We start from the raw sequence: 24,288 nt of genomic DNA, 5'->3' as shown, positions 1-24,288 counted from the left end.
CCTCACTGGACGGCGCGTTCCGTGCGGCGGGCGGCGTCGGGCAGACGCGCGATGAATTCGGCAGCGGCGCGGCGCGCGGCGGCGTCCGCTTCGATCACGTCTTCGAGCGCGTGCGCGCTGCGATTCGGCAACGCGTTGAGCACCGAGTCGACCACCTGCGCGATGGCCATGAAGCCGATCTGGCGCGACAGGAACGCTTCAACAGCAATTTCGTTAGCGGCGTTCAGCGCCGCGCTGGCGACGCCGCCTTCGGCGAGCGCCTTCATGGCCAATGCGAGGCAAGGGAATCGCGCGTAATCCGGTTTTTCAAACGACAGCGACGCGATTTCCGCGAGGTCCAGCTGCGCGACCCCGGAATCCACGCGATCCGGGAACGCGAGCGCATGGGCGATCGGCGTGCGCATGTCCGGATTGCCGAGTTGCGCAAGCACCGAGCCATCGGCATAGGACACGAGCGAATGGATCACGCTTTGCGGATGAATCAGGACGTCGATTCGTTCGCCCGGCAGACCGAACAGCCAATGCGCCTCGATCACTTCGAGGCCCTTGTTCATCATGGTGGCGGAATCGACCGAAATCTTGCGGCCCATGACCCAGTTCGGATGCTTGCAGGCCTCTTCCGGCGTCACGTCGACGAGCGTGGCCGGTTCGCGCGTGCGAAACGGGCCGCCCGACGCGGTCAGAATGATCTTGGAGACGCCGCCATGCAGCGCGGCTTCGCGCGGCAGGCACTGGAAAATGGCGTTGTGTTCGCTGTCGACCGGCAGCAGAACCGCGCCGTTGTCGTGGACCGCGTCCATGAAGATCGCGCCCGACATGACGAGCGCTTCCTTGTTCGCGAGCAGGATGCGCTTGCCGGCGCGCGCGGCGGCGAGGCTCGGCGCGAGGCCGGCGGCGCCGACGATTGCCGCGACCACGGTGTCGCAGCCGTCGCTCTTCGAGACCTGAACGAGCGCCTCGGCGCCATGCGTCACCTCCGTCTTGCAGCCCGCGTCGCGCAGCTTTGCCGCGACCCGCGCGGCCGTGTCGGCGTCGCCGACCACCGCGACTTCGGGCCGGAAGCGCAGGCATTGCTCGACGAGCTTGTCGCCGTTGCGGTGCGCGGTGAGCGCATACACCGAAAAGCGCTCCGGATGACGCGCGACGACGTCGAGCGTGCTGTCTCCAATCGAGCCCGTGGAACCGAGCAATGTCAGACGTTTGTGCATATCTCTTTCTCTAGCCGAGGAGCAGCATGGCGAGCGGCAGCACCGGCAACAGTGCGTCGATGCGGTCGAGCACGCCGCCGTGCCCCGGCAACAGGCCGCTCGAATCCTTCACGCCGGCCTGGCGTTTCATCATCGATTCAAAAAGGTCGCCCACCACGCTGAACGCCACCAGCAGGGTCAGCGCAAGCAGCGCGCGCGGGGCGCCCCAGTGCGCCCACAACGCAGAATACAGGGTTGGCTCGAACGCATGCAGAAGGACGGCCGCGAGCGCGACGATAATGACCGCCGCCCAGCCGCCGATCGCGCCCTCCCATGTCTTGCCCGGGCTGATGGCGGGCGCGAGCTTGTGCTTGCCGAACGCCTTACCCGAGAAGTATGCGCCGATATCGGCGAGCCATACCAACAGCAGCAGCGACAGCACGAAAGGCACGCCCTGCAGGCGCGCGGCGACGAGAGCATGCCAGCACGCGACGAATATCACAATCCCGGCAAGAAACAGAAAGCTGCGCCACGCGCCTTGTGCGAGCGTAGGCTTGCGCAGCAGCACGAACGGGCCGGCGATCACCCAGAAAATGGCCGCCGCCTTGTAAAAGGGCCGCGCGTCGTCCACGCCGATGCCAAGCCGGGTGCTGGCGACGAGCGCAACCGCCGCCACGAGCGCATAGACCACCGGGCCGGCGCCGCCCAGCTTCAGCAGACGGGCCCACTCCCACGCGGCGAACACGACGACGAAAGCGATTAACGCGCCAAACGCGCCGACCGGTGCGAACAACGTGACGGGCAAAAACACCGCCAGGAGGACAACCGCCGTGATGACACGGGTTTTTAGCATGGAAGCGAATCGACGTTTTGCGATTGCGGCTCGAGCTGAGCACTGGTGCGGCCGAAACGGCGCTCACGCTCGCCATACGAAGCAATGGCGCGACCGAGCGCGTCGGCGTCGAAATCGGGCCAGAAGGTGTCGGTGAAATAGAACTCGGTGTAGGCGAGCTGCCAGAGCAGGAAATTGCTCACACGCCGCTCGCCGCCCGTGCGGATAAACAGGTCCGGTTCGGGTGCGTAGGCCATGGACAGATGCTCGGCGAACGATTCCTCGTTCACCTCGACCGCTTCGCCCGTCTGCGCCGCCTGTTCGACGAGCTTGCGGGTGGCCTGCATGATGTCCCAGCGGCCGCCGTAATTGGCCGCGATGGTCAGCGTAAGACGAGTATTGCGCGCGGTCTTGGTTTCCGCGCGCCTGATCAGGTCGCGGATGCGGGTGTCGAAACGTTCGAGATCGCCGACCACGCGCAAACGGATACCGTTGGCATGCAGCTTGCCGATTTCGCGCTCCAGCGCGGTGACGAACAGGCGCATCAGGAACGACACTTCGTCGTTTGGGCGGCGCCAGTTTTCGGAACTGAAAGCAAACAGCGTCAGATATTCGACGCCCTGCCGGGCGCAGGCCTCGACGGTCGCGCGCACCGCGTCGACGCCGCGCGTATGACCGGCCACGCGCGGCAAGCGGCGCTGGGTGGCCCAACGGCCGTTGCCGTCCATGATGATCGCGATATGTCGCGGCACCGCGGCGACATCAGGCACGCGCACGGTTGAGCTGGTATAGGTCATGGCCGTCGGGACAATAACTGCAAAAGAAGAAGAAAAAATCCTGAAAGTGGTGAGTGCTCCCAGACCTGGCGCTTCACGACTTGGACTTCAGGCGCGCCCCGGCTAAACAGTAACGCCGGAATACGCCGGCGTTCTGTTCGGAGCCTCGCAGCCTTATACCGTCATGATCTCTGCTTCTTTGGTCGCGACGAGTTTGTCGATTTCCGCGACGAACTTGTCCGTCAGCTTCTGCACGTCGTCGCCTGCACGGCGCTCGTCGTCTTCCGAAATTTCCTTGTCTTTCACGAGCTTCTTCAGTTGCTCGTTCGCGTCGCGGCGCAGGTTGCGCACGGCGACCTTGGCCGTTTCGGCTTCGCTCTTGACCACTTTCGTCAGTTCGCGGCGGCGCTCTTCGGTCAGCGCGGGCATCGGCACACGGATCACGTCGCCCTGCGTGGCGGGGTTCAGGCCGAGGTCCGACTCGCGAATCGCCTTTTCGACGACCTGCACCATTTTCTTTTCCCACGGCTGCACGCCGATCGTGCGTGCGTCGATCAGCGTGAGGTTGGCGACCTGGGAAATAGGCACCGGCGAGCCGTAGTAGTCGCACTGGATATGATCGAGCAGGCCCGTGTGCGCACGGCCCGTACGGATTTTCGACAGATCGTTCTTGAACGCGTCGATGGAACGCTGCATTTTTTGCTCAGCGCCCTTCCTGATATCAGCCACAGACATTTTCAAACCTCCGAACCTTCAAAACGGGCGAGCCAGCCGGCACGCGAGGTATGCGGCGGCCGGGCTCGCACAAAGCCCACGTTATGTGAACGAGAGTTTACACGTGGACGAGGGTGCCCTCGTCCTCGCCGAGCACGATACGCTTGAGCGCACCCGGCTTGACGATCGAAAACACGCGGATCGGCAGCTTCTGGTCGCGGCACAGCGCGAACGCGGTGGCGTCCATGACCTGCAGGTTGCGGCCGATTGCCTCGTCGAAGCTGATCGTGGTGTAGCGCGTCGCGCTCGGATCTTTCTTCGGGTCGGCGGAATAGACGCCGTCCACCTTGGTGGCTTTCAGCACGACTTCGGCGCCGATTTCGGAGCCGCGCAGCGCAGCGGCCGTGTCGGTCGTGAAGAACGGGTTGCCGGTGCCGGCCGCGAAAATCACGACTTTGCCTTCTTCGAGCTGGCGAATCGCGCGCGGGCGGATATACGGCTCGACCACCTGGTCCATGCGCAGCGCCGACTGCACGCGCGCCTCGATACCCGCATGGCGCATGGCGTCCTGCAGCGCCAGCGCGTTCATCATGGTGGCCAGCATGCCCATGTAGTCGGCCGTGGCGCGGTCCATGCCGGCCGCGCCGCCTGCCACGCCGCGAAAGATATTGCCGCCGCCGATCACCACGGCCAACTGCGTTCCGAGACGGACCACTTCGGCCACGTCCGCCACCATTCGTTCGATGGTCGCGCGATTGATGCCGAAGGCATCGTCGCCCATCAGAGCTTCACCGGAGAGTTTGAGCAGGACGCGTTTGTAGGCAGTGGGCATAGAGGTATCCAGATCGCGCAGAGGGCAACAACAAGGGACTAATGTAGGGGTGAAACGCTGATTCGGGCAAGCGCCGCCAAATTCCCGGACCCCGGAGGTCCGCCAACGGCGGCTGCACTGCGAGGATCGACCCGCGTGCAGCCTTGCGGCGCTGCCGACCGCGGCACAGTCTTGCCGTGCCGCGGGTACAACGGTACAGATTGAGACCGGCGATACTTATTGTTGCTTTGCAGCAGCCACTTGAGCGGCCACTTCAGCGGCGAAGTCGTCCTGCTTCTTCTCGATGCCTTCGCCCACCACGAACAGCGCGAACTTCTGGACGCTCGCATTGCCGGCCTTCAGCATCTGCTCGATGGTCTGCTTGTCGTTCTTAACGAACGGCTGGTTCAGCAGCGACACTTCCTTCAGGTACTTCTGCACGCTGCCGTCGACCATCTTGGCGACGATTTCAGCCGGCTTGCCCGATTCGGCCGCCTTCTGTTCGGCGATGCTGCGCTCTTTGGCGATCAGATCCGCCGGCACGTCTTCCGACGACAGCGAAACCGGCTTCATTGCGGCGATGTGCATGGCCACGTCCTTGCCGACCTGCTCGTCGGCGCCCGTGTATTCGACCAGCACGCCGATGCGCGTGCCGTGCAGGTACGCCGCCAGCTTGTTCGACGTTTCGAAGCGCACGAAACGGCGGATGGACAGGTTTTCGCCGATCTTGCCGACGAGCGCGAGACGCACTGCGTCGACGGTCTCGCCGTCGAGCGGCAGAGCCGACAGCGCCGCGACGTCAGCCGGATTCTGCTTCGCCACCAGCTCGGCGATCTTCTTCGAGAAAGCCAGGAAGTCGTCGTTCTTCGAAACGAAGTCGGTTTCGCAGTTCAGTTCGACGAGCGAACCTGCATTGCCGTCGATGAACGACGCGACCACGCCTTCAGCCGTGACGCGCGATGCCGCCTTGCTCGCCTTGTTGCCCAGCTTCACGCGCAGCAGCTCTTCGGCGCGCGCCATGTCGCCGTCGGCTTCCGTCAGCGCCTTCTTGCATTCCATCATGGGCGCGTCGGTCTTTGCGCGCAGTTCTGCAACCATGCTTGCGGTAATTGCCGCCATCATTTGCTCCTTGAGTTCCGTCTGTGTTCCGTCTGTCACACGCCGCCCGCACTTCGATGCCGGCGGCAAGAATTCGTTTCAACGTTACGCGAATTTTTTACGGATAACGCTGAGGGCACCGCTCCAGCCTTGGCCGGCGCCCCGCTACAACGTCGCGGCTTAAAAAAAGGGGGCCTGTAGAAAGCCCCCTTTTTTGCCGGACACGGGGCAGCTTTACGCCTCCGAGTTGACCTCGACGAACTCGTCGCCGTCGTCACCACGGGCAGCCTGCACCACTTCGTTGACCGCGTTCGCACGGCCTTCGAGGATGGCGTCGGCAACGCCAGCCGCGTACAGGGCGACAGCCTTGCTTGCGTCGTCGTTACCCGGGATCACGTAATCAATGCCTTCCGGCGAGTGGTTCGTGTCCACCACGGCGATAACCGGCACGCCGAGCTTGTTCGCTTCGGTCACGGCAATCTTGTGGTAGCCGACGTCGACCACGAAAATCGCGTCAGGAATACCGCCCATCTCCTTCACGCCGCCGATCGACTTTTGCAGCTTGAGCATTTCGCGTTCGAACAGCAGCGCTTCCTTCTTGCTCATGCGCTCGGTTTCGCCAGCTTCCAGCGCTGCTTCCATGTCCTTCAGGCGCTTGATCGACACCTTCAGCGTCTTGAAGTTGGTCAGCATGCCGCCGAGCCAGCGTGCGTTCACGTAAGGCATACCGGCGCGCTGCGCTTCCTGGGCGATCGTGTCGCGCGACTGGCGCTTCGTGCCGACGAACAGGATGGTGCCGCGATTCGCCGCCAGTTGACGCGCATACTTCAGCGCGTCGTTGTACATCGGCAGCGTCTTTTCGAGGTTGATGATGTGAATCTTGTTGCGATGACCGAAAATGAAGGGGGCCATCTTCGGGTTCCAGAAGCGCGTTTGGTGACCGAAGTGGACACCGGCTTCCAGCATCTGACGCATGGTAACTGCCATGAAAATCTCCGCGAGGGTTGGGTCCTAAGCCGGCTGCCGTATCCGAGGCGCTGCCCTGCACGTCTTGCGCGGTAAGGCTGAGCGCCGCGAACACCCTGGGTGCGCCGGCTTGCGAGTTTGCTGCCTGAATACTGCCGCCTGAATACTCCATTCGACCCGCGGCTCAGGCGACAGCGCCACGGGAAGCCTCGAACCGCCCCTGCCCTGACTGATGGTTGGACAACTCACCACAGCAAAGGCCAAAAGAGGGATCGACTTAGCCAAACATTATAGCATGGGACTATCGGTCGACTCAACCCGCCCGGTAGCTCCCATTGCGGGCCGCGGGTTGCACCCGGCGGTTCCAGGCGCAATTGAAGGCCTCGTCCACGGGCGGGCGCAGGCAAAGCAGGCCTTATCCGCGAAGGTCTCGCAAACTGGGGACAAACCGCGAGCAAGCGATCCGAAAAGCGCATCGCCACGGCACCCGAAACCGGGCAAAAGACTGCGGCACGGGGAATATGGTGCGATAATCCCGCAATAAATCGCATTTCAGGCCCGACTCATGGCTATCACGCTCAAAAACGAACACGATATCGCGCAGATGCGCGTCGCCTGCAGACTCGCGAGCGAAGTGCTCGACTACATCACCCCGTTCGTCACCGCCGGCGTCACGACCGGCGAACTCGACCGCCTGTGCCACGAATACATGCTGAAGGAACAGGGCACCGTGCCCGCGCCGCTGAACTATCAGCCGCCCGGCTACCCGCCCTACCCCAAGGCCACCTGCATCTCCGTGAACGACGTGATCTGCCACGGCATTCCGGGCGAGAAAACGCTCAAGAACGGCGACGCGCTCAATATCGACATCACCGTCATCAAGGACGGCTATTTCGGCGACACGAGCCGGATGTTCATTGTCGGCGAGGGCTCGATCCTTGCAAAACGCCTCGTGCAGACTACGTTCGAATGCATGTGGCTCGGCATCGACCAGGTGCGCCCGGGCGCGCATCTCGGCGACATCGGCCATGCCATCCAGAAACACGCTGAGGCGCAAGGCTACAGCGTGGTGCGCGAGTATTGCGGCCATGGCATCGGCACGGTGTTTCACGAAGACCCGCAGATTTTGCACTACGGCCGTCCCGGCACCGGCCTCGAACTGCAGGCGGGCATGATCTTCACCGTCGAGCCGATGATCAACGCCGGCCGCCGCGACATCCGCACCATGCCGGACCAGTGGACCGTCAAGACGAAAGACCGCAGCCTCTCCGCGCAATGGGAACACACGGTGCTCGTGACGGAAACCGGCTATGACGTGCTGACCGTCTCCGCCGGCACGCCCGCGCGCCCGCCGGTCGTCGCCGCCACGGCCTGAACGCATTCGTCTCTTTACCGCCCGCCGCTCATGAGTAGTGTTCCAGCCGTCGCCCCATCGCATGCCACGTCGCTCAAGGCGGCTTACAAAGTGGCCAAAGCCCAGTTGCTGGAACGCTTCAGGACCGCCACCAACGTCGAGGCGTTGATGGCGGCGCTTGCCCGCACCACCGACGACTCGCTGCGCGCCGCCTGGAACACCTGCGAACTTCCGGCCGACCTCGCGCTGCTCGCGGTCGGCGGCTATGGGCGCGGCGAACTGGCGCCGCATTCGGACATCGACATTCTGGTGCTGCTGCCGGACGCGCCGCTCGAGCATCTCGAAGCGCGCATCGAGCGGTTCATCAGCCTCGCGTGGGATCTTGGGCTCGAACTGGGCAGCAGCGTGCGCAGCGTCTCCCAGTGTCTCGAGGAAGCCGCCAACGACGTGACCGTGCGCACGTCGCTGCTCGAGGCGCGGCGCATTACGGGCAGCGCCGCCCTGTTCGACGACTTCGCGAGACGCTACCGCGAGGCGCTCGACCCGAAAGCGTTCTTCCAGGCGAAAGTGCTGGAAATGCGCCAGCGCCACGCCAAATTCCAGGACACGCCCTACGCGCTCGAGCCGAACATCAAGGAAAGCCCGGGCGGCTTGCGCGATCTGCAACTCATTCTCTGGGTCACGCAGGCTGCGGGTTTCGGCAGCAGCTGGCGCGAACTCGAAGCGCGCGGACTCATCACCGAGCGCGAAGCGCAGGAGCTGCGGCGCAACGAAGGCTTTCTGAAGTCGCTCCGCGCGCGCGTGCACGTCACTGCCGGCCGTCGGCAGGACATTCTGGTATTCGACCTGCAAACGCCGGTGGCCGAGAGCTTCGGCTACCAGCCGACCGCCACCAAGCGCGCCAGCGAACAGCTGATGCGCCGTTATTACTGGGCGGCGAAGGCCGTCACGCAGCTCGCGACGATCCTGATCCAGAACATCGAGGCGCAGCTCTTTCCCAACACGAGCGGCATCACGCGGGTGCTGTCGGACCGTTTCGTCGAAAAACAGGGCATGCTCGAAATTGCCAGCGACGACCTGTTCCAGCGCGAGCCGAACGCCATTCTCGAAGCCTTTCTGCTCTACGAGCAGACGCCCGGCGTGAAGGGTTTGTCGGCGCGCACGCTGCGCGCGATCTACAACGCCCGCGACGTGATGGACCAGCATTGGCGGCGCGATCCGGAAAACCGGCGCCTTTTCATGGACATCCTGAAGCAGCCGGCCGGCATCACGCACGCGCTGCGCCTCATGAACCAGACGAGCGTGCTCGGACGTTATCTGCTGAACTTCCGGCGCATTGTCGGCCAGATGCAGCACGACCTGTATCACGTCTACACGGTCGATCAGCACATTCTGATGGTGCTGCGCAATCTGCGGCGCTTCGCGGTCGCGGAACACGCGCACGAATATCCGTTCTGCAGCCAGTTGATCGTCGGCTTCGACCGGCCATGGGTGCTCTACGTCGCGGCGCTCTTCCACGATATCGCCAAGGGCCGCGGCGGCGACCACTCGACGCTCGGCATGGCCGACGCACGGCGCTTCTGCCGCAATCACGGCATCGAAGGCGAAGACGGCGAACTCGTGGTCTGGCTGGTGCAACAACATCTGACCATGAGCCAGGTTGCGCAAAAACAGGACACGAGCGATCCGGAGGTTATCAAGCGTTTCGCGGAACTGGTCGGCAGCGAGCGCCGCCTGACGGCGCTGTATCTGCTGACGGTGGCCGACATCCGCGGGACGAGCCCCAAAGTCTGGAACACGTGGAAAGGCAAGCTGCTGGAAGACCTGTACCGCGCGACGCTCGCCGTGCTCGGCGGCGCGCGGCCGGATGCGCACTCGGAACTCGAGTCGCGGCAGGAAGAAGCGCTCGCGCTGCTGCGCCTCGAAACCGTGCCGGAAGGCGCGCAGAAGGCGCTGTGGGACAAGCTCGACGTCGGCTATTTTCTGCGCCACGACGCCGCGGACATTGCGTGGCAGACGCGCGTGCTGTACCGCTATGTCGAAACGCCCGTGCCGATCGTGCGGGCCCGCCCCTCGCCTATCGGCGAGGCGCTTCAGGTGCTCGTGTATGTGAAAGATCAGCCGGATCTGTTTGCCGGCATTTGCGCGTACTTCGACCGCAACGGGTTGTCGGTGCTCGATGCACGCGTCAGCACCACGCGTCACGGCTATGCGCTGGACAACTTCCTCGTCGCGCATACCGAAGAGGACGTGCATTACCGCGACATCGCCAATCTCGTCGAACAGGAACTGACTGCACGCCTCACCGGCGACGGCACCTGGTTGCCGGGGCCGTCGAAGGGCCGCCTGTCGCGCCTCTCGCGCACCTTCCCCGTTACGCCGCGCGTCGATCTTCGGGCCGACGAGCGCGGCCAATACTACATCCTGTCCGTGTCGGCCAACGACCGGCCGGGCCTTCTTTATTCGATCGCGCGCGTGCTCGCCGAACACCGTGTCGGCGTCGCGTCGGCGCGGATCAACACGTTGGGGGAACGCGTCGAGGACGTGTTCCTGCTGGACGGGCACGGGCTGTCGGACAACCGCCTGCAAATTCAGGTCGAGACGGAACTGCTGCGCGCGATCGCAGTGTGAGATTTCATGCGAGTCAAATTAACAGCCAAGCATCCGCGGCCGGCTTCGTCCGAACGCGCCCCCGTCCGTAGCGGCAGCGCATCGGCACGCAAGCCGACACGGCCGGCGGGACCTCAACCGTCGACGTCCGGCCCCGCCAGGACGCGCGAAGGCGCGGGAGCATCGTCGGCCGGCGGCAAGCGCCCGGCGGGCGCGCGAGGAACCACGGAGCGTCGCAACGAAGGTACTTTTGCGCGTGGCGGCGATGCAGGCGCGGCACGGCGGGCGGCGTCGGATCGGCCGCCGCGCCGCGAAAGCACGAGCGGCGCGCCTCAACGCCGCCCGGAGGCGAGCAGTGAACGTGGGACGCGTCGGGACGGCGGTGAGCGAGCGGCGCGTGGCTTTGCCGGTGGCGGCGAGCGCGGCGAACGAGCGCCGCGCCGGAGTGGTGATGAACGCGGCCAGGGCGTTGAGCGGACAGCGGAACGCGGCGGTGAACGTGGACCGCGCCGCTTTGAAGATCGTTCTGGTGGTGGTGAGCGCGGAGCGCGACGGTTCGAGGATCGCGCAGGCGGCGAACGCCCGCCCCGCGGACCGGCCGGCGAGCGCGCCGAGCGTGGGCCGCGCCGCTTTGAAGATCGCGCAGGCGGTGGAGACCGCGGACCGCGACGCTTCGAGGATCGCGCTGGCGGTGAGCGCGCGCCCCGTGGCACGGCCGGCGAGCGCGCCGAGCGTGGACCGCGACGCTTTCAAGATCGCGCAGGCAGTGGCGAGCGTGGACCGCGACGGTTCGAGGATCGCGCTGGCGGTGAGCGCGCGCCTCGTGGCCCGGCCGGCGAGCGTGCCGAACGCGGCGAGCGAAGCTTTGCAAGGCCGGTGAAGAGCGGCTACGGCGAGCGCGCGGACCATCGGGCACGCGCGCCACGCGACGACAAGGCGCCTGCAGCCGCCCGGCGCCCGGCCAATGACAGCGCCCCGCGCGCGGGCAAGCCGCGCAGCACCGCCCCGGCCGGGCAGCACTCGCACGCGGATACGGCCCCGCGCACGCCGCGTCGCGACATCGAAGACGCGCCCGGCACGCTGCGCCTCTCGAAGCTCATGTCGGAGCTCGGCCTTTGCTCGCGTCGCGAGGCGGACGAGTGGATCGAAAAAGGCTGGGTGCTCGTCGACGGCGAGCGGATCGACACGCTCGGCACCAAAGTTCGCCCCGATCAGCGGATCGAGATCGACCCGGCGGCCGAAGCCGTGCAAGCGAGCCAGGTCACGGTGCTGATCCATAAGACAGTCGGTTACGTGTCGGGTCAGGCGGAAGACGGCTACCAGCCGGCCATCACGCTCGTCACGCCGGAAAACCGCTGGGAAGGCGACCGCTCGGACATCCGCTTTTCCGTCGCTCACTTGCGCCAGCTGGCGCCGGCCGGACGTCTCGACATCGATTCGACGGGCCTGCTGGTCCTCACACAGGACGGCCGCATCGCCAAACAGCTGATCGGCGGCCATTCGGAGATCGACAAGGAATACCTGGTGCGCGTCGCCTACGGCGAGCACACCGTCGACGTTGAAAGTCATTTCCCGCCGGAAAGCCTCGCGCTGTTGCGCCACGGCCTTTCGCTCGACGATGTTCCTCTCAAGCCGGCGCAAGTCAGCTGGCAAAACGGCGAGCAGTTGCGGTTCGTGCTGCGCGAAGGCAAGAAGCGCCAGATTCGTCGGATGTGCGAACTCGTCGGCCTTGAAGTCATCGGCCTGAAACGCGTGCGGATGGGCCGCGTGATGCTTGGCGCGCTGCCGCCGGGACAATGGCGCTATCTGGGTCCGGACGAGTCGTTCTGAGCAGTCTTTTCAGCCTGTCCGATAACCCGACAGCCCGGTTCAGGCCGACCATCTCATCAAACCCACGCGATCGCGTGGGTTTTTTATTGCGGCAGAATGCCCGCCGCCAATCTGCCGCCCGCAAGGCCCAGCATCAATCGTCGCTATTCGGATCCAGGTCCGGAAACAGCACTTCGGTGAAGCCGAACTTCGCGAAGTCAGTGATGCGCATGGGGTACAGCTTGCCGATCAGATGGTCGCACTCGTGCTGGACGACGCGCGCATGAAAACCTTCGGCGACACGGTCGATCGGCTTGCCGTACTGATCGAAGCCATGATATTTGATCATCGAAAAGCGGCTCACCGCGCCGCGCAAGCCCGGCACCGACAGGCAGCCTTCCCAGCCCTCTTCCATATCTAGCGAGACCGGCGTGATGGTCGGATTGATCAACACCGTTTCCGGCACGGGCGGCGCATCCGGATAGCGCTCGTTGCTGCCGAACCCGAAGATCACCACCTGCAAATTGACGCCGATCTGCGGCGCGGCGAGCCCCGCCCCGTTCGCGTCGTGCATGGTCTCGAACATGTCTTTAATGAGCTCATGCAGTTCCGGCGTATCGAAATGATCGACCGGATCGGCAATACGCAAGAGGCGGGGATCGCCCATCTTGAGAATTTCGCGGATCATGACTGCCCCTCCAGGAGCTTACGCATACCATCTTCGTCGAGTACCGGAATGCCGAGTTCCTCGGCCTTCGCCAACTTGCTGCCAGCTTCGGCTCCCGCCACCACATAATCTGTTTTCTTCGACACCGATCCGGCCACTTTGGCGCCCGCCGCTTCGAGCATTTCCTTGGCCTCTTCGCGAGCAAGAGTCGGCAAAGTGCCGGTCAGCACGATCGTCTTGCCGGCCAGCACACCTTGCGGCGCCTTGGGCGCGGGCGGACCTTCGGGCCACGTGACTTTGCCCGGCGCGCGCAACTGCTCGATCACCGTGCGGTTGTGCTCTTCGGCAAAAAACTGGTGGATCGATTCGGCCACGACGGGCCCCACGTCGTTGACCTCGAGCAGCGCCTCCACCGACGCATCCATGATCGGATTGAGCGAGCCGAAGTGTTTCGCCAGATCTTTCGCCGTGGATTCGCCGACATGCCGGATGCCGAGCGCGTAGATGAAACGGGCAAGCGTAGTGTGCTTGGCCTTTTCGAGCGAGTCGAGCAGGTTCTGCGCGGATTTGTCGGCGAAACGGTCCAACTCCGCAAGCGTCGAGAAGCCGAGGTTGAACAGGTCGGCGGGCGTGCGCACGAGGTGCTGTTCGACCAGTTGATCGATGATTTTTTCGCCCAGTCCGTCGATGTCCAAGGCCCGCCGCTGTGCGAAATGCCACAGCGCCTGTTTGCGCTGCGCCGGACAGAACAGGCCGCCCGTGCAACGCGCAATCGCCTCGTCAGGCAGACGCTCGATGCTCGAGCCGCACACCGGACAATGCGTGGGCATGACGAACTCGCGAGCGTCGTCAGGACGACGGTCGAGAAGCGCGCTCACCACCTCCGGGATCACGTCGCCGGCGCGCCGCACGATCACCGTGTCGCCGATCCGGATGTCTTTGCGCCGCACTTCGTCTTCGTTATGCAGCGTCGCATTGGTGACCGTGGCGCCGCCGACGAACACCGGCTCGAGCCGCGCGACCGGCGTAATCGCACCGGTGCGGCCCACCTGCACGTCGATGGCGACGAGCTTCGTGAGCGCTTCCTGCGCCGGAAACTTGTGAGCGAGCGCAAAACGCGGCGCACGCGATACAAAGCCGAGCGCGTCCTGTTCGTCGCGCCGGTTGACCTTGTACACCACGCCGTCGATGTCGTACGGCAGCTTGTCGCGCTTCTCGCCCACCGCGCGGAAAAACGCCAGCAAACCTTCCGCGCCCTTCACGACCGCGCGCTCCGAGTTGACCGGCAGGCCAAGTTCCTTGTACCAGTCGAGCAGTTCGCTATGCGTGGCCGGCATCTCCATACCGTCCAACACGCCGATGCCATACGCGAAGAACGACAGCGGCCGTTGCGCGGTGATCTTCGGGTCGAGCTGGCGCAGGCTGCCCGCGGCGGCATTGCGCGGATTGGCGAATTCCTTATGGCCCGCCGCACGCTGCCGTTCGTTCAGGCGCTCGAAGTCGCGCTTGAACATCAGCACTTCGCCTCGCACGTCGAGTATGTGCGGCACGCGCTTGCCCTTCAGTTTGAGCGGAATGGAGCGAACGGTGCGGATGTTTTCCGTCACGTTCTCGCCGGTCGTGCCGTCGCCGCGCGTGGCGGCCTGCACGAACACGCCGTCGACATAGCGCAGCGAAATGGCGAGGCCGTCGAATTTCAGCTCCGTCGCATAGTCGACCGGCACCGGCGGTTCCTTTGCATTGTTGCCGAGCGCGTCGCCCACGCGTTTGTCGAACGCGACGATGTCTTCGTCGGCGAAACCGTTGTTGAGCGACAGCATGGGCTGATCATGGACGACGGGCTCGAAGCCGCTCGCCGCCTCGCCGCCCACCCGCTGCGTGGGCGAATCCGGCACGATCAGATCCGGATGCTGCGCCTCGATACTTTCCAGTTCCTTGAACAGCTTGTCGTATTCCGCGTCGGGCAAGTCGGGTTGGTCCAGCACGTAGTACGCGTAGTTGGCGCGTTCAAGTTCCGCGCGCAGCCACGCGGCACGCTCGGCCGGAGCGCTGGTTGCTGGATTCGAGGCGGGAGTTCGAGCCATGCTGTGGAACGCTTCTTTGAGTGAAATCGGACAGTGGATTATCGCAGGAAGCGTGCCCCTTTACATCGGCCGAATGGCCAGGTTTCGGGCGGTGCGCGAGCGCGCTATAGTCGGTGCGTTGGCTTTTCCGAAACGACAACGGCCGCGCATCGCGCGGCCGTCGGGCACACGGATGACGCCGGTGAATTACTGGCTGAAGAGGCGTCGCGTGGCCGGCGAGCCTGCCGGAATGCCGGCCTGCTCGAGCTTCGCGTAGAGCGTCATCAACTGCTTTTCGATGGCGAGCAGTGCGGCCTCAGGCAACGGGCGGCGGCCGTCGTCCACCACCCGGCCGCCGATGCGCTCCGCCAGCGACTTCGCGTAGTCGCACATCAGGCGGAACGGCAGGATGTCTTCGTCGGCCACGGGCACGTCGAGCACCAGCGTGATCATCTGGCCGCCCTTGTAGGTGAGGTCGTCGCGCAAAAAATTGGTGTCGCCGAATTGCAGCATGAACACGGGGCTCTGCCGCGCGTCGAGCTTCACGAAGCGCGTGCCGTCGCGCGAGAGCAGCAGACCGTCTTGCGACGCGACGGCCTGCACGTAGTTGGCCGACCACGGCGCGCCGTCCGAAAGCACGTTGATCGACAACTGCGCGTCGCACTGTGCGGCGAAGCCGTCCAGCTCCCGCGCCATCGCCACGGTTTCGAGCATGTCCGGAAATTCCGGCGATGCGTCAAGCGCGTCGGCGAACTGCTGCACGCCAGTCACGAACTCGGAGAATTCCAGTTCGTTAAGCGCGCCGCTGCGGTTGGCGAGCTGCGCCGCCGCGCGCAGCTCTTCATAACGCGCGCCGTTTTGCAGCAGCTCCCACGCGCCGCCTTCGAGCTTGCCTTCGATGTGCACCGGCTTGCTGCCCGCGCGTCGCAGACGCTGCGCGAGCGGAATCACCTTGTCGCCCGCAACCGGTCCGTTCAGACGAATCGGCACGATGCAGTCGATGCGCCGGTCGACGATTGCGGGCGGCGCCGATGAGATCGTGGTGGCCGCGGGCATTATCGGTTCGATCTGCTCGTCCGGCCCGCGCGGCGCCTCGCCGGCGGGTCGGGCCGCCGTTGCGTCTTTGCCGGTTTCGTCCGGCGCGGCATGTTGCTCGTCATCTTCATTCGCACCCGCGACAAAGCCGTTCGGCGTGGTGGTTTCCGCCTGAATATCCGCGGGTGTGTCGAGCGGCGCCGCGCCCACCGGCGCGCCAAAAGTCGGCTCGACGCGCGCCGACGCCGTGTCGGCGGCCGCATCCGCACCGACCACCGGCTCGCGGCGCGTGGTCGGCCGGGCCGGTTCGATGAACGGGCTCTGTTCCTCGTGCTCGTCGCGCGCGAAGCTCTCCGCCGCGTCCGCCGGCATTGGCCGCGGCATCTTGCGGCGCACCTTGGCGCTCTGCCACGCGTTGTACACGACCACGCCCCCGACCACCACGGCACCCGCGCCGATCAAACCGAGTGTCAACTCGTCCATGCATGCTCCATCAGCAATTCTTTATGTGCGCGGCCTCTCGCCCGCCCCACGTTGTCGCGCGGCCCGCGGCCGCAGCGCTCGACGCGGGCGCCCGCGCTTCCATGATTCAACAAAACTTAAACGATATTCTGGGCGAAACCCGCAGCCGTTTCCATGTCGACGGCAACGATGCGCGACACGCCCTGCTCCTGCATCGTCACGCCGATCAGTTGCTGCGCCATTTCCATCGCAATCTTGTTGTGCGAGATGAAAAGGAACTGGGTTTTGTCCGACATCGCGCGCACGAGGTTCGCGAAACGTTCGGTGTTGGCGTCGTCGAGCGGCGCGTCCACTTCGTCGAGCAGACAGAACGGCGCGGGATTCAGCTGGAACATCGCGAACACCAGCGCCGTCGCGGTCAGCGCTTTTTCGCCGCCGGACAGCAGATGAATGGTCGAATTCTTCTTGCCCGGAGGCTGCGCCATGACCTGCACGCCCGCGTCGAGAATCTCGTCGCCGGTCATGATGAGCTTTGCCTGGCCGCCGCCGAAAAGACGCGGGAACAGTTCGCCGAAATGACGGTTCACTTCGTCGAACGTGCCTTGCAGCAGCGTGCGCGTTTCGGCGTCGATCTTGCGGATCGCGTCTTCGAGCGTTTCGATTGCGCTCGTCAGGTCGGCCGATTGCGAGTCGAGGAAGGTCTTGCGCTCGGTCGCCGCCTTCAGCTCGTCGAGCGCGGCCATGTTGACCGGGCCGAGCGCGATGATCGCGTTGTTGATGCGCGTGACCTCGCCCTGCAGGTACGAAGGCTTCATGTCCGGCGTGAGCTTGGCCTGCAGCTCCGCTTCGTCGACGCCGGCCGCGGCCAGCTGCTCGATGAACTGCTCGCCGTTCAGCCGTGCGGCCTGTTCCTTCAACTGCAATTCGTTGATGCGGTCGCGCAGCGGTTGCAACGCGCGTTCCGTCGACAGACGCGTTTCGTCGGCGGCGCGCAGCTTGGCGGTCAGATCGTCCAGTTCGAGACGCGCGGCGTGCAACGCCTCTTCCTTGACCGCGCGAATGTCGAGCGCGTCCTGCAAACCGGTGTGTGCGGTCTGCTCGTTGATCGTTTCGAGCTCGGCGCGCGCGTCTTCCAGCGACGCCGCCACACGTTCGCTCTGCTCATGCGCGACCTGAATGCTGCGCTTGAGTTCGTCGATGCGGTTCGCCATGTTGCGCGCGGCAAAGCGCGCGTCCGTGGCGGCGCGGTCGAGATCGCGCGACTCGCCGCGCGCCGTGGTCAGCGCTTCGTCGAGCGCCTCGAAAGCCAGTTGATGATCTTCGAAACGCGCCTGCAGCTCCGCGAGCTCGCCGTCGTAGCGCTCGAAGTTCGCTTCGGACTCGGCGCGCAGCGCGCGCTGTTCCTCGACCTGCGCGTGGATTTCCTCGAGCTCCTCGCGGATCTGCGTGCTGCGCTGCGTGTAGCGCTCGTGCGCCTGCGTGAGCTTCAGCACGTCGAGCTGCAGCGCATGCACGCGCTGGGTCGCGCGCTCGGCCTGCTGACGCACGTCGGTGAGGGCCTGCGCGGCCTGCGTGTGCGCAGCTTCGGCGCGAATCGCGGCGGCCTTCGCCTCGTCGGCGAGCAGCGCCTGCGCGCGCACCTGACGCGCGAGGTTTTCGATTTCCTGCTGACGGGCCAGCATGCCGGCCTGCTCCGAGTCCGCGGCATACAGCTGCACGCCGACGCGCGTCACCACATGCCCCGCCTTCACGACGAACGAACCGCCTTCGGGCAATTGCGAGCGCAGGCTGAGCGCCTGCTGCAGATCGTCGGCAATGAACGCAAGGCCGAGCCAGTCGTTGAGGACCGCGCGGATGCCCGCGTCGTCGATCCGCACGAGCGACAGCAGCGGCCGCAGCGCGGGCGGCGCCGCGACCGGCTGACCGGCGGCCGGCGGCGCGTAGAACGCGAGCTTGGCGGGCGGCGCGTCGGTGGCGAACGCCTTGACCCAGTCGAGGTTCGATACTTCCAGTGCGGCCAGGCGCTCGCGCAGCACCGCCTCCAGCGCGGTTTCCCAACCGGCCTCGACATGCAGCTTCTTCCACAGACGCGGCAAAGCACCGAGCTCGTGCTTTTCGAGCCACGGCTGGATCTTGCCCTCGGTCTGCACGTTCTCCTGCAACTGCTTGAGCGCGGCAAGGCGCGCGTCGAGCTGATGGATCTGCGCGCTTTCGGCCTGCACGCGCTCCTGCGCGGCGCGCCGCTCGGCATCGAGGCGCGGCAGCGTTTCCTGCGCGTCCGCGAGACGCGCCTGGGCGTCGTGCAGAATCTCTTCGTGTTCGGCGAGCTGCATGCGCAGCTCTTCGAGCTGGGCTTCGTCCGGCGCGTCGAGGCCGCCGGCCTCCGCCTTCAGGCGCTCCTGACGCTGCTGCAACTGCTGCAATTGCTGGTCGGCATTGCGCTGATGCGCGGCTTCCAGCTTGAGCGCCTGCTCAGTCTGTGCGATGCCGCCGCGCTCCGTGTTCAGCTCCGCCTGCGCGTCGCGCCAGCGCGCTTCGAGCGCGGGCATCGCGTCGTGTTTCGCGGCGGCTTCCTCTTCGGCGAGGGCCGCTTTTTCCTCGGCGACGGCGAGTTGTTCCTCGGCGTCTTCAAGGTCGCCTTGCGCCTTTTCAGCCTGTGCCAGCCACTGCTCGCGCTGCGCGGTCAGCGCGGCGATCTGCGCCTGCACGCGATTGCGCGATTCGACGATGAACTTGATCTCGGCTTCGAGCCGGCTCACCTCGGCATTCGCTTCGTACAGCGCGCCTTGTGCGCCCTGCATCGCGTCGCTCGCGGAATAGTGCGCGACGCGCAGCGTTTCCAGCTGCGCTTCAACCTCGCGCAGCCGGGCGGTTTGCGCTTCGAGATCGATCTGCGCCTGTTCGATGGCGCGCTTCTGACGCTCCTGCTCGCTGCCCGCTTCGTTCTTGCGCAGCAGCCACAAAAGACGCTGCTTTTCCTCGCCGTCCGTCTGCAGTTCCTTGTAGCGCGTGGCGACGACCGCCTGGCCTTCGAGCTTCTCGAGATTCGTGCCCAGTTCGCGGATGATGTCTTCCACCCGCGTTAGATTTTCCCGCGTGTCATGCAGACGATTCTCGGTTTCGCGACGGCGTTCCTTGTACTTCGAAACGCCCGCGGCTTCCTCGAGGAACACCCGCAACTCTTCCGGCTTCGCTTCGATCAGGCGCGCGATCATGCCCTGCCCGATGATCGCGTAGGCGCGCGGCCCGAGGCCCGTGCCGAGGAAAATGTCCTGAATGTCGCGCCGGCGCGCCGGCAGATTATTGATGTAGTAGCTCGACGTGCCGTCGCGCGTCAGCACGCGCTTGACGGCGATTTCCGCGTATTGGCCCCACTGCCCGGCGGCGCGGCCGTCCCCGTTGTCGAACACGAGTTCGACGCTCGCGCGGCTGCCCGGCTTGCGCGCGGTCGACCCGTTGAAGATCACGTCCTGCATCGACTCGCCGCGCAGCTCGGAAGCACGCGATTCGCCGAGCACCCAGCGCACGGCGTCGATGATGTTGGACTTGCCGCATCCATTCGGTCCCACCACGCCGACGAGCTGGCCCGGAACCTGGAAATGCGTGGGATCGACGAATGACTTGAATCCAGCGAGTTTGATCGAGGTCAGACGCACGGCGATTTCGCTGTTTAAGAAGGAAAAATAATAGGTGGCTCACGAAGGCCGCGTGTGCCGTTCGCCGTTGCGGCGATACGGCCCGCGGTCCTTGCCAGCCCTCGGGAATTGGGTCGCCGGCTGCAAGCGTGTCGCAGGCGCCGGCTAATGAGGGGCAATCATACCATCGCGCGTGGGCGGTTCTTGCGGTCCCGCTTGTTGCCGTCACTCGTGTTGCCAGCGTCGCCGCGCGTGCCTGCGTCCGCGTCGCTCGTGTCCTGATTGGCGGGATCGGGCGGCATGGCCTTCGGCCGATGCATCCAGCTCGACAGCGCCGAGGCGAGCACGATGCATGCGCCGCCGGCCCACTCGCGCGCGCCGGGCATCTCGCCCGCGAAGAGCCAGGCGGAAAGCGCCGTGACCACGAGTTCGAACAGCATGATGATCGAGGCCCGGTTGGCCGGCACGCGCGCGAGGCCGTATTGCACCAGCATGTTGTTCGAGGCCAGCAGGAAGCCGAGGCCGAGCACGAGCCACGCGGCCGTGGCGAGATGCGCGCCGGTGGGCGGCGCGGGCATCGCTTCGAACAGCGACGCGCAGGCGCCGAAAATCGCCGCGCCGCCGAAGATGGTCGCCGTGCGCATCTCGGGTTTCATCTGCGGCAAGACGCGGCTCGTCTTCAGGATCAGCACGTTGCTCATGGCGAAGCCCATGCCGCCTGCGAGACCGGCCCATTCGGCGAGGTTGCCCGGCAGCGGAATGCCGAGCTGCGGCGACCACAGCATGGTCATGGCCCCCGCGAGCGACAGTGCGGCGAGGCCCGCGCCCGGCCACGTCAGCCGCTCATGGAGAATGAAATGCGCGAAAAGCGCAGTCCATGCGGGCGTCAGATAGAAGAGCAACAGCACGCGCATCACCTGCCCGTGGATCGAACCCCACACGAAACCAAGGTTCGTGATGCCGGCCGCCAGCGCAAGCGCCGGCAGCAGCCAGTGCCAGCGCACCGTGCTGATGGCGCGGCGACGCACGAGCAGCACGAAGAGGCACCCGGCGCCGCTCGTCAGCGCGCTCGCGGCCGTGCCGGTGACGCCGAGCGACGCCAGCATCCGCAACGGATACCAGATCACGCCCCACACCGACGCCCCCAGCATGATGGCAAGCGTCGGCCAGCCTGTGCGAAGCCAGTTGGTCATGGCGACGGGCTCCGCGAGCGTGCGGCGCTACCGCTGGCGCTGCGGTTCGCGCTGCCATTTCCTGCGTGGTTGCCCTCGTCGTCTGCTCCGCCGATTTCTGCTGAGATCGCGGTGTATGTTCTACCGCGCCTCGGTGTCTCCTCGACCACTGCGTACATTGCTGCTCCTGCTTGTGTTGCCGCGCGAACCGGCGAGGGCCCGCATTGTTCCCATTGTTCCTTTAGCGCGCACTGCCTGCGCCGCCCGCGGCGTTCTCGCCGAGCCCGAGCCCGAGCCCGAGCCCGAGCCCGAGCCCGAGCCGCGGCGCGTCACGCTATAATCCCCTGCTCGCCTCCGTGCCGTCGCGCGCGCCACTTTGCGCGGCCCGGCGACACGGCAGGGCAGACCACTGCATAGACCGACGCGGACGGCGCACGCGCCGCCGTACATCGTTCCGCGCCCTCTTCGATCAGGCTCGATCCGCCCCGTGAATCCGCTACTCGACTCCCTCCAGCCCTATCCCTTCGAAAAGCTGCGTGCACTCTTCAAGGACGTCACGCCGGCTGCCGGCCTCGCGCACATCAGCTTCGGCATCGGCGAGCCGAAACATCCGACGCCCGCCCTGATCCGCGACGCCGTGATCGCCTCGCTTGGCGGCCTGTCCGCGTATCCGGCCACCGTCGGCGCCTTGCCGTTGCGCGAGTCGATTGCGAACTGGGTCACGCAGCGCTACAGCCTGCCGCCCGTGGATCCGGCCACCCAGGTGCTGCCGGTGTCGGGCTCGCGCGAGGCTCTGTTCGCGCTCGCGCAAACGGTGATCGACCCGCGGCGCAACGAAAAGGGCGAGCCTGCGATCGTACTCTGTCCGAACCCGTTCTACCAAATCTACGAAGGCGCGGCGATCCTCGCGGGCGCCGAGCCGTATTTCGTGAACAGCGACCCGGCGCGCAACTTCGCCTGCGACTATTCGGCGGTGCCGGCCGAGATCTGGGCGCGCACGCAGCTGCTCTACGTCTGCTCGCCGGGCAATCCGACGGGCGCCGTGCTGACGCTCGAAGACTGGCGCGAACTGTTCGCCCTGTCGGACCGTCACGGCTTCGTGATCGCCTCCGACGAATGCTATTCCGAAATCTATTTCGACGAAGCGAACCCACCGCTCGGCGGCCTCGAAGCGGCGCACAAGCTCGGCCGCGGCTACGAGCGGCTCGTCATGCTGTCGAGCCTGTCGAAGCGCTCGAACGTGCCGGGCATGCGCTCGGGCTTCGTGGCCGGCGACGCCGCCATCCTCAAGGACTTCCTGCTGTACCGGACCTACCACGGCGCGGCGTTGTCGACCGTGTATCAAAGCGCGAGCATCGCGGCCTGGAACGACGAAGCACACGTGCGCGAGAACCGCGCGAAATACGTGCAGAAATTTTCGACCGTCACGCCGATGCTCGCCGAGGTGCTCGACGTGCGCCTGCCGGACGCCGCGTTCTATCTGTGGGCGGACGTCTCGCGTACCGGCCTCACGGATACCGGGTTCGCCCAGCGTCTTTACGCCGACTATAATGTGACGGTTCTGCCGGGTTCGTACCTCGCGCGCACCGCGCACGGCGTGAACCCCGGCCGCAATTTCGTGCGCATGGCGCTCGTCGCAGACGTCGACGAATGCAAGCAGGGCGCGCAACGAATCGTCGATTTTTGCCGCGGGCTCGCGGGCTGACATGGATCGGCCGGATCAGGCCCTAACGTTCCGCGCGCCGCCGCCCTTCTTCAGACTTCAACTCTTCTAAAAGCACGCATATGTCGCAACAACTTCAGCAGATCATCGACACCGCCTGGGAAAACCGCGCCGAGCTGTCGCCCAAGGCCGCTCCGTCAGACGTGCGCGAAGCCGTCGCCCACGCCATCGAGCAACTGGACAAGGGCCTGTTGCGCGTCGCCGAGAAGAAGGACGGCGACTGGGTCGTCAATCAATGGCTGAAGAAAGCCGTGCTGCTGTCGTTCCGCCTGGAAGACAACGCGCCGATGTCCGCGGGCGGCTACAGCCAGTTCTACGACAAGGTGCCGTCCAAGTTCGCCAGCTACACCGCTGAAGACTTCGCGGCCGGCGGCTTCCGCGTGGTGCCGCCCGCCATCGCACGCCGCGGTTCGTTCATTGCGAAGAACGTCGTGCTGATGCCGTCGTACACCAACATTGGCGCCTACGTCGACGAAGGCACCATGGTCGACACGTGGGCAACCGTCGGTTCCTGCGCGCAGATCGGCAAGAACGTGCACCTGTCCGGCGGCGTGGGCATCGGCGGCGTGCTGGAGCCGCTGCAGGCCAACCCCGTCATCATCGAGGACAACTGCTTCATCGGCGCGCGTTCGGAAGTGGTGGAAGGCGTGATCGTCGAAGAAAACTCCGTCATTTCGATGGGCGTTTATCTCGGTCAGAGCACGAAAATCTACGACCGCGAAACCGGCGAAGTCACGTACGGCCGCATTCCGGCGGGCTCGGTCGTGGTGGCGGGCAACCTGCCGTCGAAGGACGGCTCGCACAGCCTCTACTGCGCGGTGATCGTCAAGAAGGTCGACGCAAAGACGCGCGCGAAGGTCGGCCTGAACGAGCTGCTGCGAGGCGACTGATGGCGCGCGGCACCAAGACTGTCGTCTACGGCATTCCGAACTGCGATACGGTGAAAAAGGCGCGCGTGTGGCTCGAGGAACACGGCGTCGAGTTCGAGTTTCACGACTTCAAGAAGGCCGGCGTGACCGAGCCGCTCGTCCAGGACTGGCTGAAGGACGTGAAGCTCGACGCGCTGCTGAACCGTCGCGGCACCACGTGGCGCGGCCTGTCGGACGACATGAAGGCCGCCGCCGATACGCAGCCGGGCGCGATCGCGTTAATGATTCACAAGCCCTCGGTCATCAAGCGGCCGGTGCTGGTGGTGAACGGGCGCGTCAAATCGCTCGGTTTTTCGCCCGACGAATATGCGGCGCTCTTTGCCTGAGCACGGCGATGTGTGAATGAGCGCAGCGCCTCGCGTTGCGCTGCGCTGCGTCAAAGCTGTTGCCGGCTGCGGTGTTGCACCGCGAGCCGGCATTTTTTCATTTCCCAGTGGCTTGTACT

General features: G+C 65.3%; 18 protein-coding genes. 6 read left to right on the top strand and 12 right to left on the bottom strand.

Annotation, left to right across the window (positions count from 1 at the left end):
- Positions 1-2 precede the first annotated feature (2 nt).
- The 7 genes from ACEN8U_RS20835 to rpsB form a co-directional block, all read right to left on the bottom strand.
- Complete coding sequence (locus tag ACEN8U_RS20835; protein ID WP_015003079.1) at positions 3-1,208, bottom strand: 1-deoxy-D-xylulose-5-phosphate reductoisomerase; 1,206 nt, start codon at positions 1,206-1,208, stop codon at positions 3-5.
- Between the two features lie 10 nt (positions 1,209-1,218).
- Positions 1,219-2,040 (bottom strand): phosphatidate cytidylyltransferase, encoded by an 822-nt coding sequence (locus ACEN8U_RS20830; protein ID WP_041745513.1) that lies wholly within the window; start codon positions 2,038-2,040, stop codon positions 1,219-1,221.
- Positions 2,034-2,816, bottom strand: a complete 783-nt coding sequence (gene uppS / locus ACEN8U_RS20825; protein WP_013588795.1) for a polyprenyl diphosphate synthase — start codon at positions 2,814-2,816, stop codon at positions 2,034-2,036. Before uppS ends, ACEN8U_RS20830 begins: the two co-directional genes overlap by 7 nt.
- A gap of 153 nt (positions 2,817-2,969) precedes the next feature.
- On the bottom strand, positions 2,970-3,530 hold the full coding sequence (frr, locus tag ACEN8U_RS20820; protein WP_013588796.1) for a ribosome recycling factor: 561 nt from the start codon (positions 3,528-3,530) through the stop codon (positions 2,970-2,972).
- Between the two features lie 97 nt (positions 3,531-3,627).
- The gene (gene pyrH, locus ACEN8U_RS20815; RefSeq protein ID WP_006048674.1) at positions 3,628-4,341 is read right to left on the bottom strand and encodes a UMP kinase; all 714 of its coding nucleotides are present in this window, start codon (positions 4,339-4,341) and stop codon (positions 3,628-3,630) included.
- Positions 4,342-4,557: 216 nt separating this feature from the next.
- Positions 4,558-5,439 (bottom strand): translation elongation factor Ts, encoded by an 882-nt coding sequence (gene tsf, locus ACEN8U_RS20810; RefSeq protein ID WP_013588797.1) that lies wholly within the window; start codon positions 5,437-5,439, stop codon positions 4,558-4,560.
- A 213-nt stretch (positions 5,440-5,652) separates the two neighbouring features.
- Positions 5,653-6,405 (bottom strand): 30S ribosomal protein S2, encoded by a 753-nt coding sequence (rpsB, locus tag ACEN8U_RS20805; protein ID WP_041745515.1) that lies wholly within the window; start codon positions 6,403-6,405, stop codon positions 5,653-5,655.
- Positions 6,406-6,949: 544 nt separating this feature from the next.
- Between rpsB and map the strand changes: the two genes are divergently transcribed.
- The 3 genes from map to ACEN8U_RS20790 are packed head-to-tail and all read left to right on the top strand — an operon-like array spanning position 6,950 to position 12,178.
- On the top strand, positions 6,950-7,759 hold the full coding sequence (map, locus tag ACEN8U_RS20800; protein ID WP_015003085.1) for a type I methionyl aminopeptidase: 810 nt from the start codon (positions 6,950-6,952) through the stop codon (positions 7,757-7,759).
- A gap of 30 nt (positions 7,760-7,789) precedes the next feature.
- Positions 7,790-10,369 (top strand): [protein-PII] uridylyltransferase, encoded by a 2,580-nt coding sequence (locus ACEN8U_RS20795; RefSeq protein WP_041745517.1) that lies wholly within the window; start codon positions 7,790-7,792, stop codon positions 10,367-10,369.
- A gap of 6 nt (positions 10,370-10,375) precedes the next feature.
- Positions 10,376-12,178 carry a pseudouridine synthase gene (locus ACEN8U_RS20790; RefSeq protein ID WP_081588220.1) on the top strand — a complete coding sequence of 601 codons (1,803 nt, stop codon included), beginning with the start codon at positions 10,376-10,378 and terminating at the stop codon, positions 12,176-12,178.
- Positions 12,179-12,311: 133 nt separating this feature from the next.
- Here ACEN8U_RS20790 and def read toward each other — a convergent pair whose 3' ends face one another.
- The 5 genes from def to ACEN8U_RS20765 all read right to left on the bottom strand — a co-directional run bounded on the left by def (position 12,312) and on the right by ACEN8U_RS20765 (position 21,212).
- A complete protein-coding gene (gene def, locus ACEN8U_RS20785) occupies positions 12,312-12,845 on the bottom strand; it encodes a peptide deformylase (RefSeq protein WP_015003089.1) in 534 nt (177 codons plus the stop codon).
- Positions 12,842-14,908 carry an NAD-dependent DNA ligase LigA gene (ligA, locus tag ACEN8U_RS20780; protein WP_015003090.1) on the bottom strand — a complete coding sequence of 689 codons (2,067 nt, stop codon included), beginning with the start codon at positions 14,906-14,908 and terminating at the stop codon, positions 12,842-12,844. The genes def and ligA overlap by 4 nt, the downstream gene beginning before the upstream one ends.
- A gap of 186 nt (positions 14,909-15,094) precedes the next feature.
- Positions 15,095-16,405: a cell division protein ZipA C-terminal FtsZ-binding domain-containing protein gene (locus tag ACEN8U_RS20775; protein WP_015003091.1), complete on the bottom strand. Its 1,311-nt coding sequence runs from the start codon at positions 16,403-16,405 to the stop codon at positions 15,095-15,097.
- 116 nt (positions 16,406-16,521) lie between these two features.
- The gene (gene smc / locus ACEN8U_RS20770) at positions 16,522-20,040 is read right to left on the bottom strand and encodes a chromosome segregation protein SMC (protein ID WP_015003092.1); all 3,519 of its coding nucleotides are present in this window, start codon (positions 20,038-20,040) and stop codon (positions 16,522-16,524) included.
- 158 nt (positions 20,041-20,198) lie between these two features.
- Positions 20,199-21,212 (bottom strand): DMT family transporter, encoded by a 1,014-nt coding sequence (locus ACEN8U_RS20765; protein ID WP_015003093.1) that lies wholly within the window; start codon positions 21,210-21,212, stop codon positions 20,199-20,201.
- Between the two features lie 466 nt (positions 21,213-21,678).
- Here ACEN8U_RS20765 and dapC point away from each other — a divergent pair, with 466 nt between their 5' ends.
- From dapC to ACEN8U_RS20750, 3 genes are all read left to right on the top strand, one after another.
- Positions 21,679-22,896, top strand: coding sequence for a succinyldiaminopimelate transaminase (gene dapC, locus ACEN8U_RS20760; protein WP_015003095.1), 1,218 nt, complete (start codon positions 21,679-21,681; stop codon positions 22,894-22,896).
- 80 nt (positions 22,897-22,976) lie between these two features.
- Positions 22,977-23,804, top strand: a complete 828-nt coding sequence (gene dapD / locus ACEN8U_RS20755) for a 2,3,4,5-tetrahydropyridine-2,6-dicarboxylate N-succinyltransferase (protein WP_013588810.1) — start codon at positions 22,977-22,979, stop codon at positions 23,802-23,804.
- The gene (locus tag ACEN8U_RS20750) at positions 23,804-24,169 is read left to right on the top strand and encodes an ArsC family reductase (protein WP_013588811.1); all 366 of its coding nucleotides are present in this window, start codon (positions 23,804-23,806) and stop codon (positions 24,167-24,169) included. The genes dapD and ACEN8U_RS20750 overlap by 1 nt, the downstream gene beginning before the upstream one ends.
- Positions 24,170-24,288 lie beyond the last annotated feature (119 nt).

Origin of the sequence: Paraburkholderia phenoliruptrix (genome assembly GCF_047325075.1) — a bacterium.
Taxonomy (GTDB): Bacteria; Pseudomonadota; Gammaproteobacteria; order Burkholderiales; family Burkholderiaceae; genus Paraburkholderia; species Paraburkholderia phenoliruptrix.
Note: the sequence above shows the minus strand (reverse complement) of the source record. Positions and strands in the feature narration are given on the sequence as shown.

Coding starts and splice junctions, on each gene's coding strand:
- ACEN8U_RS20835 (WP_015003079.1), bottom strand. CDS start 1,208: ATGCACAAACGTCTGACATTGCTCGGTTCCACGGGCTCGATTGGAGAC.
- ACEN8U_RS20795 (WP_041745517.1), top strand. CDS start 7,790: ATGAGTAGTGTTCCAGCCGTCGCCCCATCGCATGCCACGTCGCTCAAG.
- rpsB (WP_041745515.1), bottom strand. CDS start 6,405: ATGGCAGTTACCATGCGTCAGATGCTGGAAGCCGGTGTCCACTTCGGT.
- ACEN8U_RS20750 (WP_013588811.1), top strand. CDS start 23,804: ATGGCGCGCGGCACCAAGACTGTCGTCTACGGCATTCCGAACTGCGAT.
- ACEN8U_RS20830 (WP_041745513.1), bottom strand. CDS start 2,040: ATGCTAAAAACCCGTGTCATCACGGCGGTTGTCCTCCTGGCGGTGTTT.
- map (WP_015003085.1), top strand. CDS start 6,950: ATGGCTATCACGCTCAAAAACGAACACGATATCGCGCAGATGCGCGTC.
- ACEN8U_RS20790 (WP_081588220.1), top strand. CDS start 10,376: ATGCGAGTCAAATTAACAGCCAAGCATCCGCGGCCGGCTTCGTCCGAA.
- tsf (WP_013588797.1), bottom strand. CDS start 5,439: ATGGCGGCAATTACCGCAAGCATGGTTGCAGAACTGCGCGCAAAGACC.
- dapD (WP_013588810.1), top strand. CDS start 22,977: ATGTCGCAACAACTTCAGCAGATCATCGACACCGCCTGGGAAAACCGC.
- ACEN8U_RS20775 (WP_015003091.1), bottom strand. CDS start 16,405: ATGGACGAGTTGACACTCGGTTTGATCGGCGCGGGTGCCGTGGTGGTC.
- frr (WP_013588796.1), bottom strand. CDS start 3,530: ATGTCTGTGGCTGATATCAGGAAGGGCGCTGAGCAAAAAATGCAGCGT.
- ligA (WP_015003090.1), bottom strand. CDS start 14,908: ATGGCTCGAACTCCCGCCTCGAATCCAGCAACCAGCGCTCCGGCCGAG.
- ACEN8U_RS20765 (WP_015003093.1), bottom strand. CDS start 21,212: ATGACCAACTGGCTTCGCACAGGCTGGCCGACGCTTGCCATCATGCTG.
- pyrH (WP_006048674.1), bottom strand. CDS start 4,341: ATGCCCACTGCCTACAAACGCGTCCTGCTCAAACTCTCCGGTGAAGCT.
- def (WP_015003089.1), bottom strand. CDS start 12,845: ATGATCCGCGAAATTCTCAAGATGGGCGATCCCCGCCTCTTGCGTATT.
- uppS (WP_013588795.1), bottom strand. CDS start 2,816: ATGACCTATACCAGCTCAACCGTGCGCGTGCCTGATGTCGCCGCGGTG.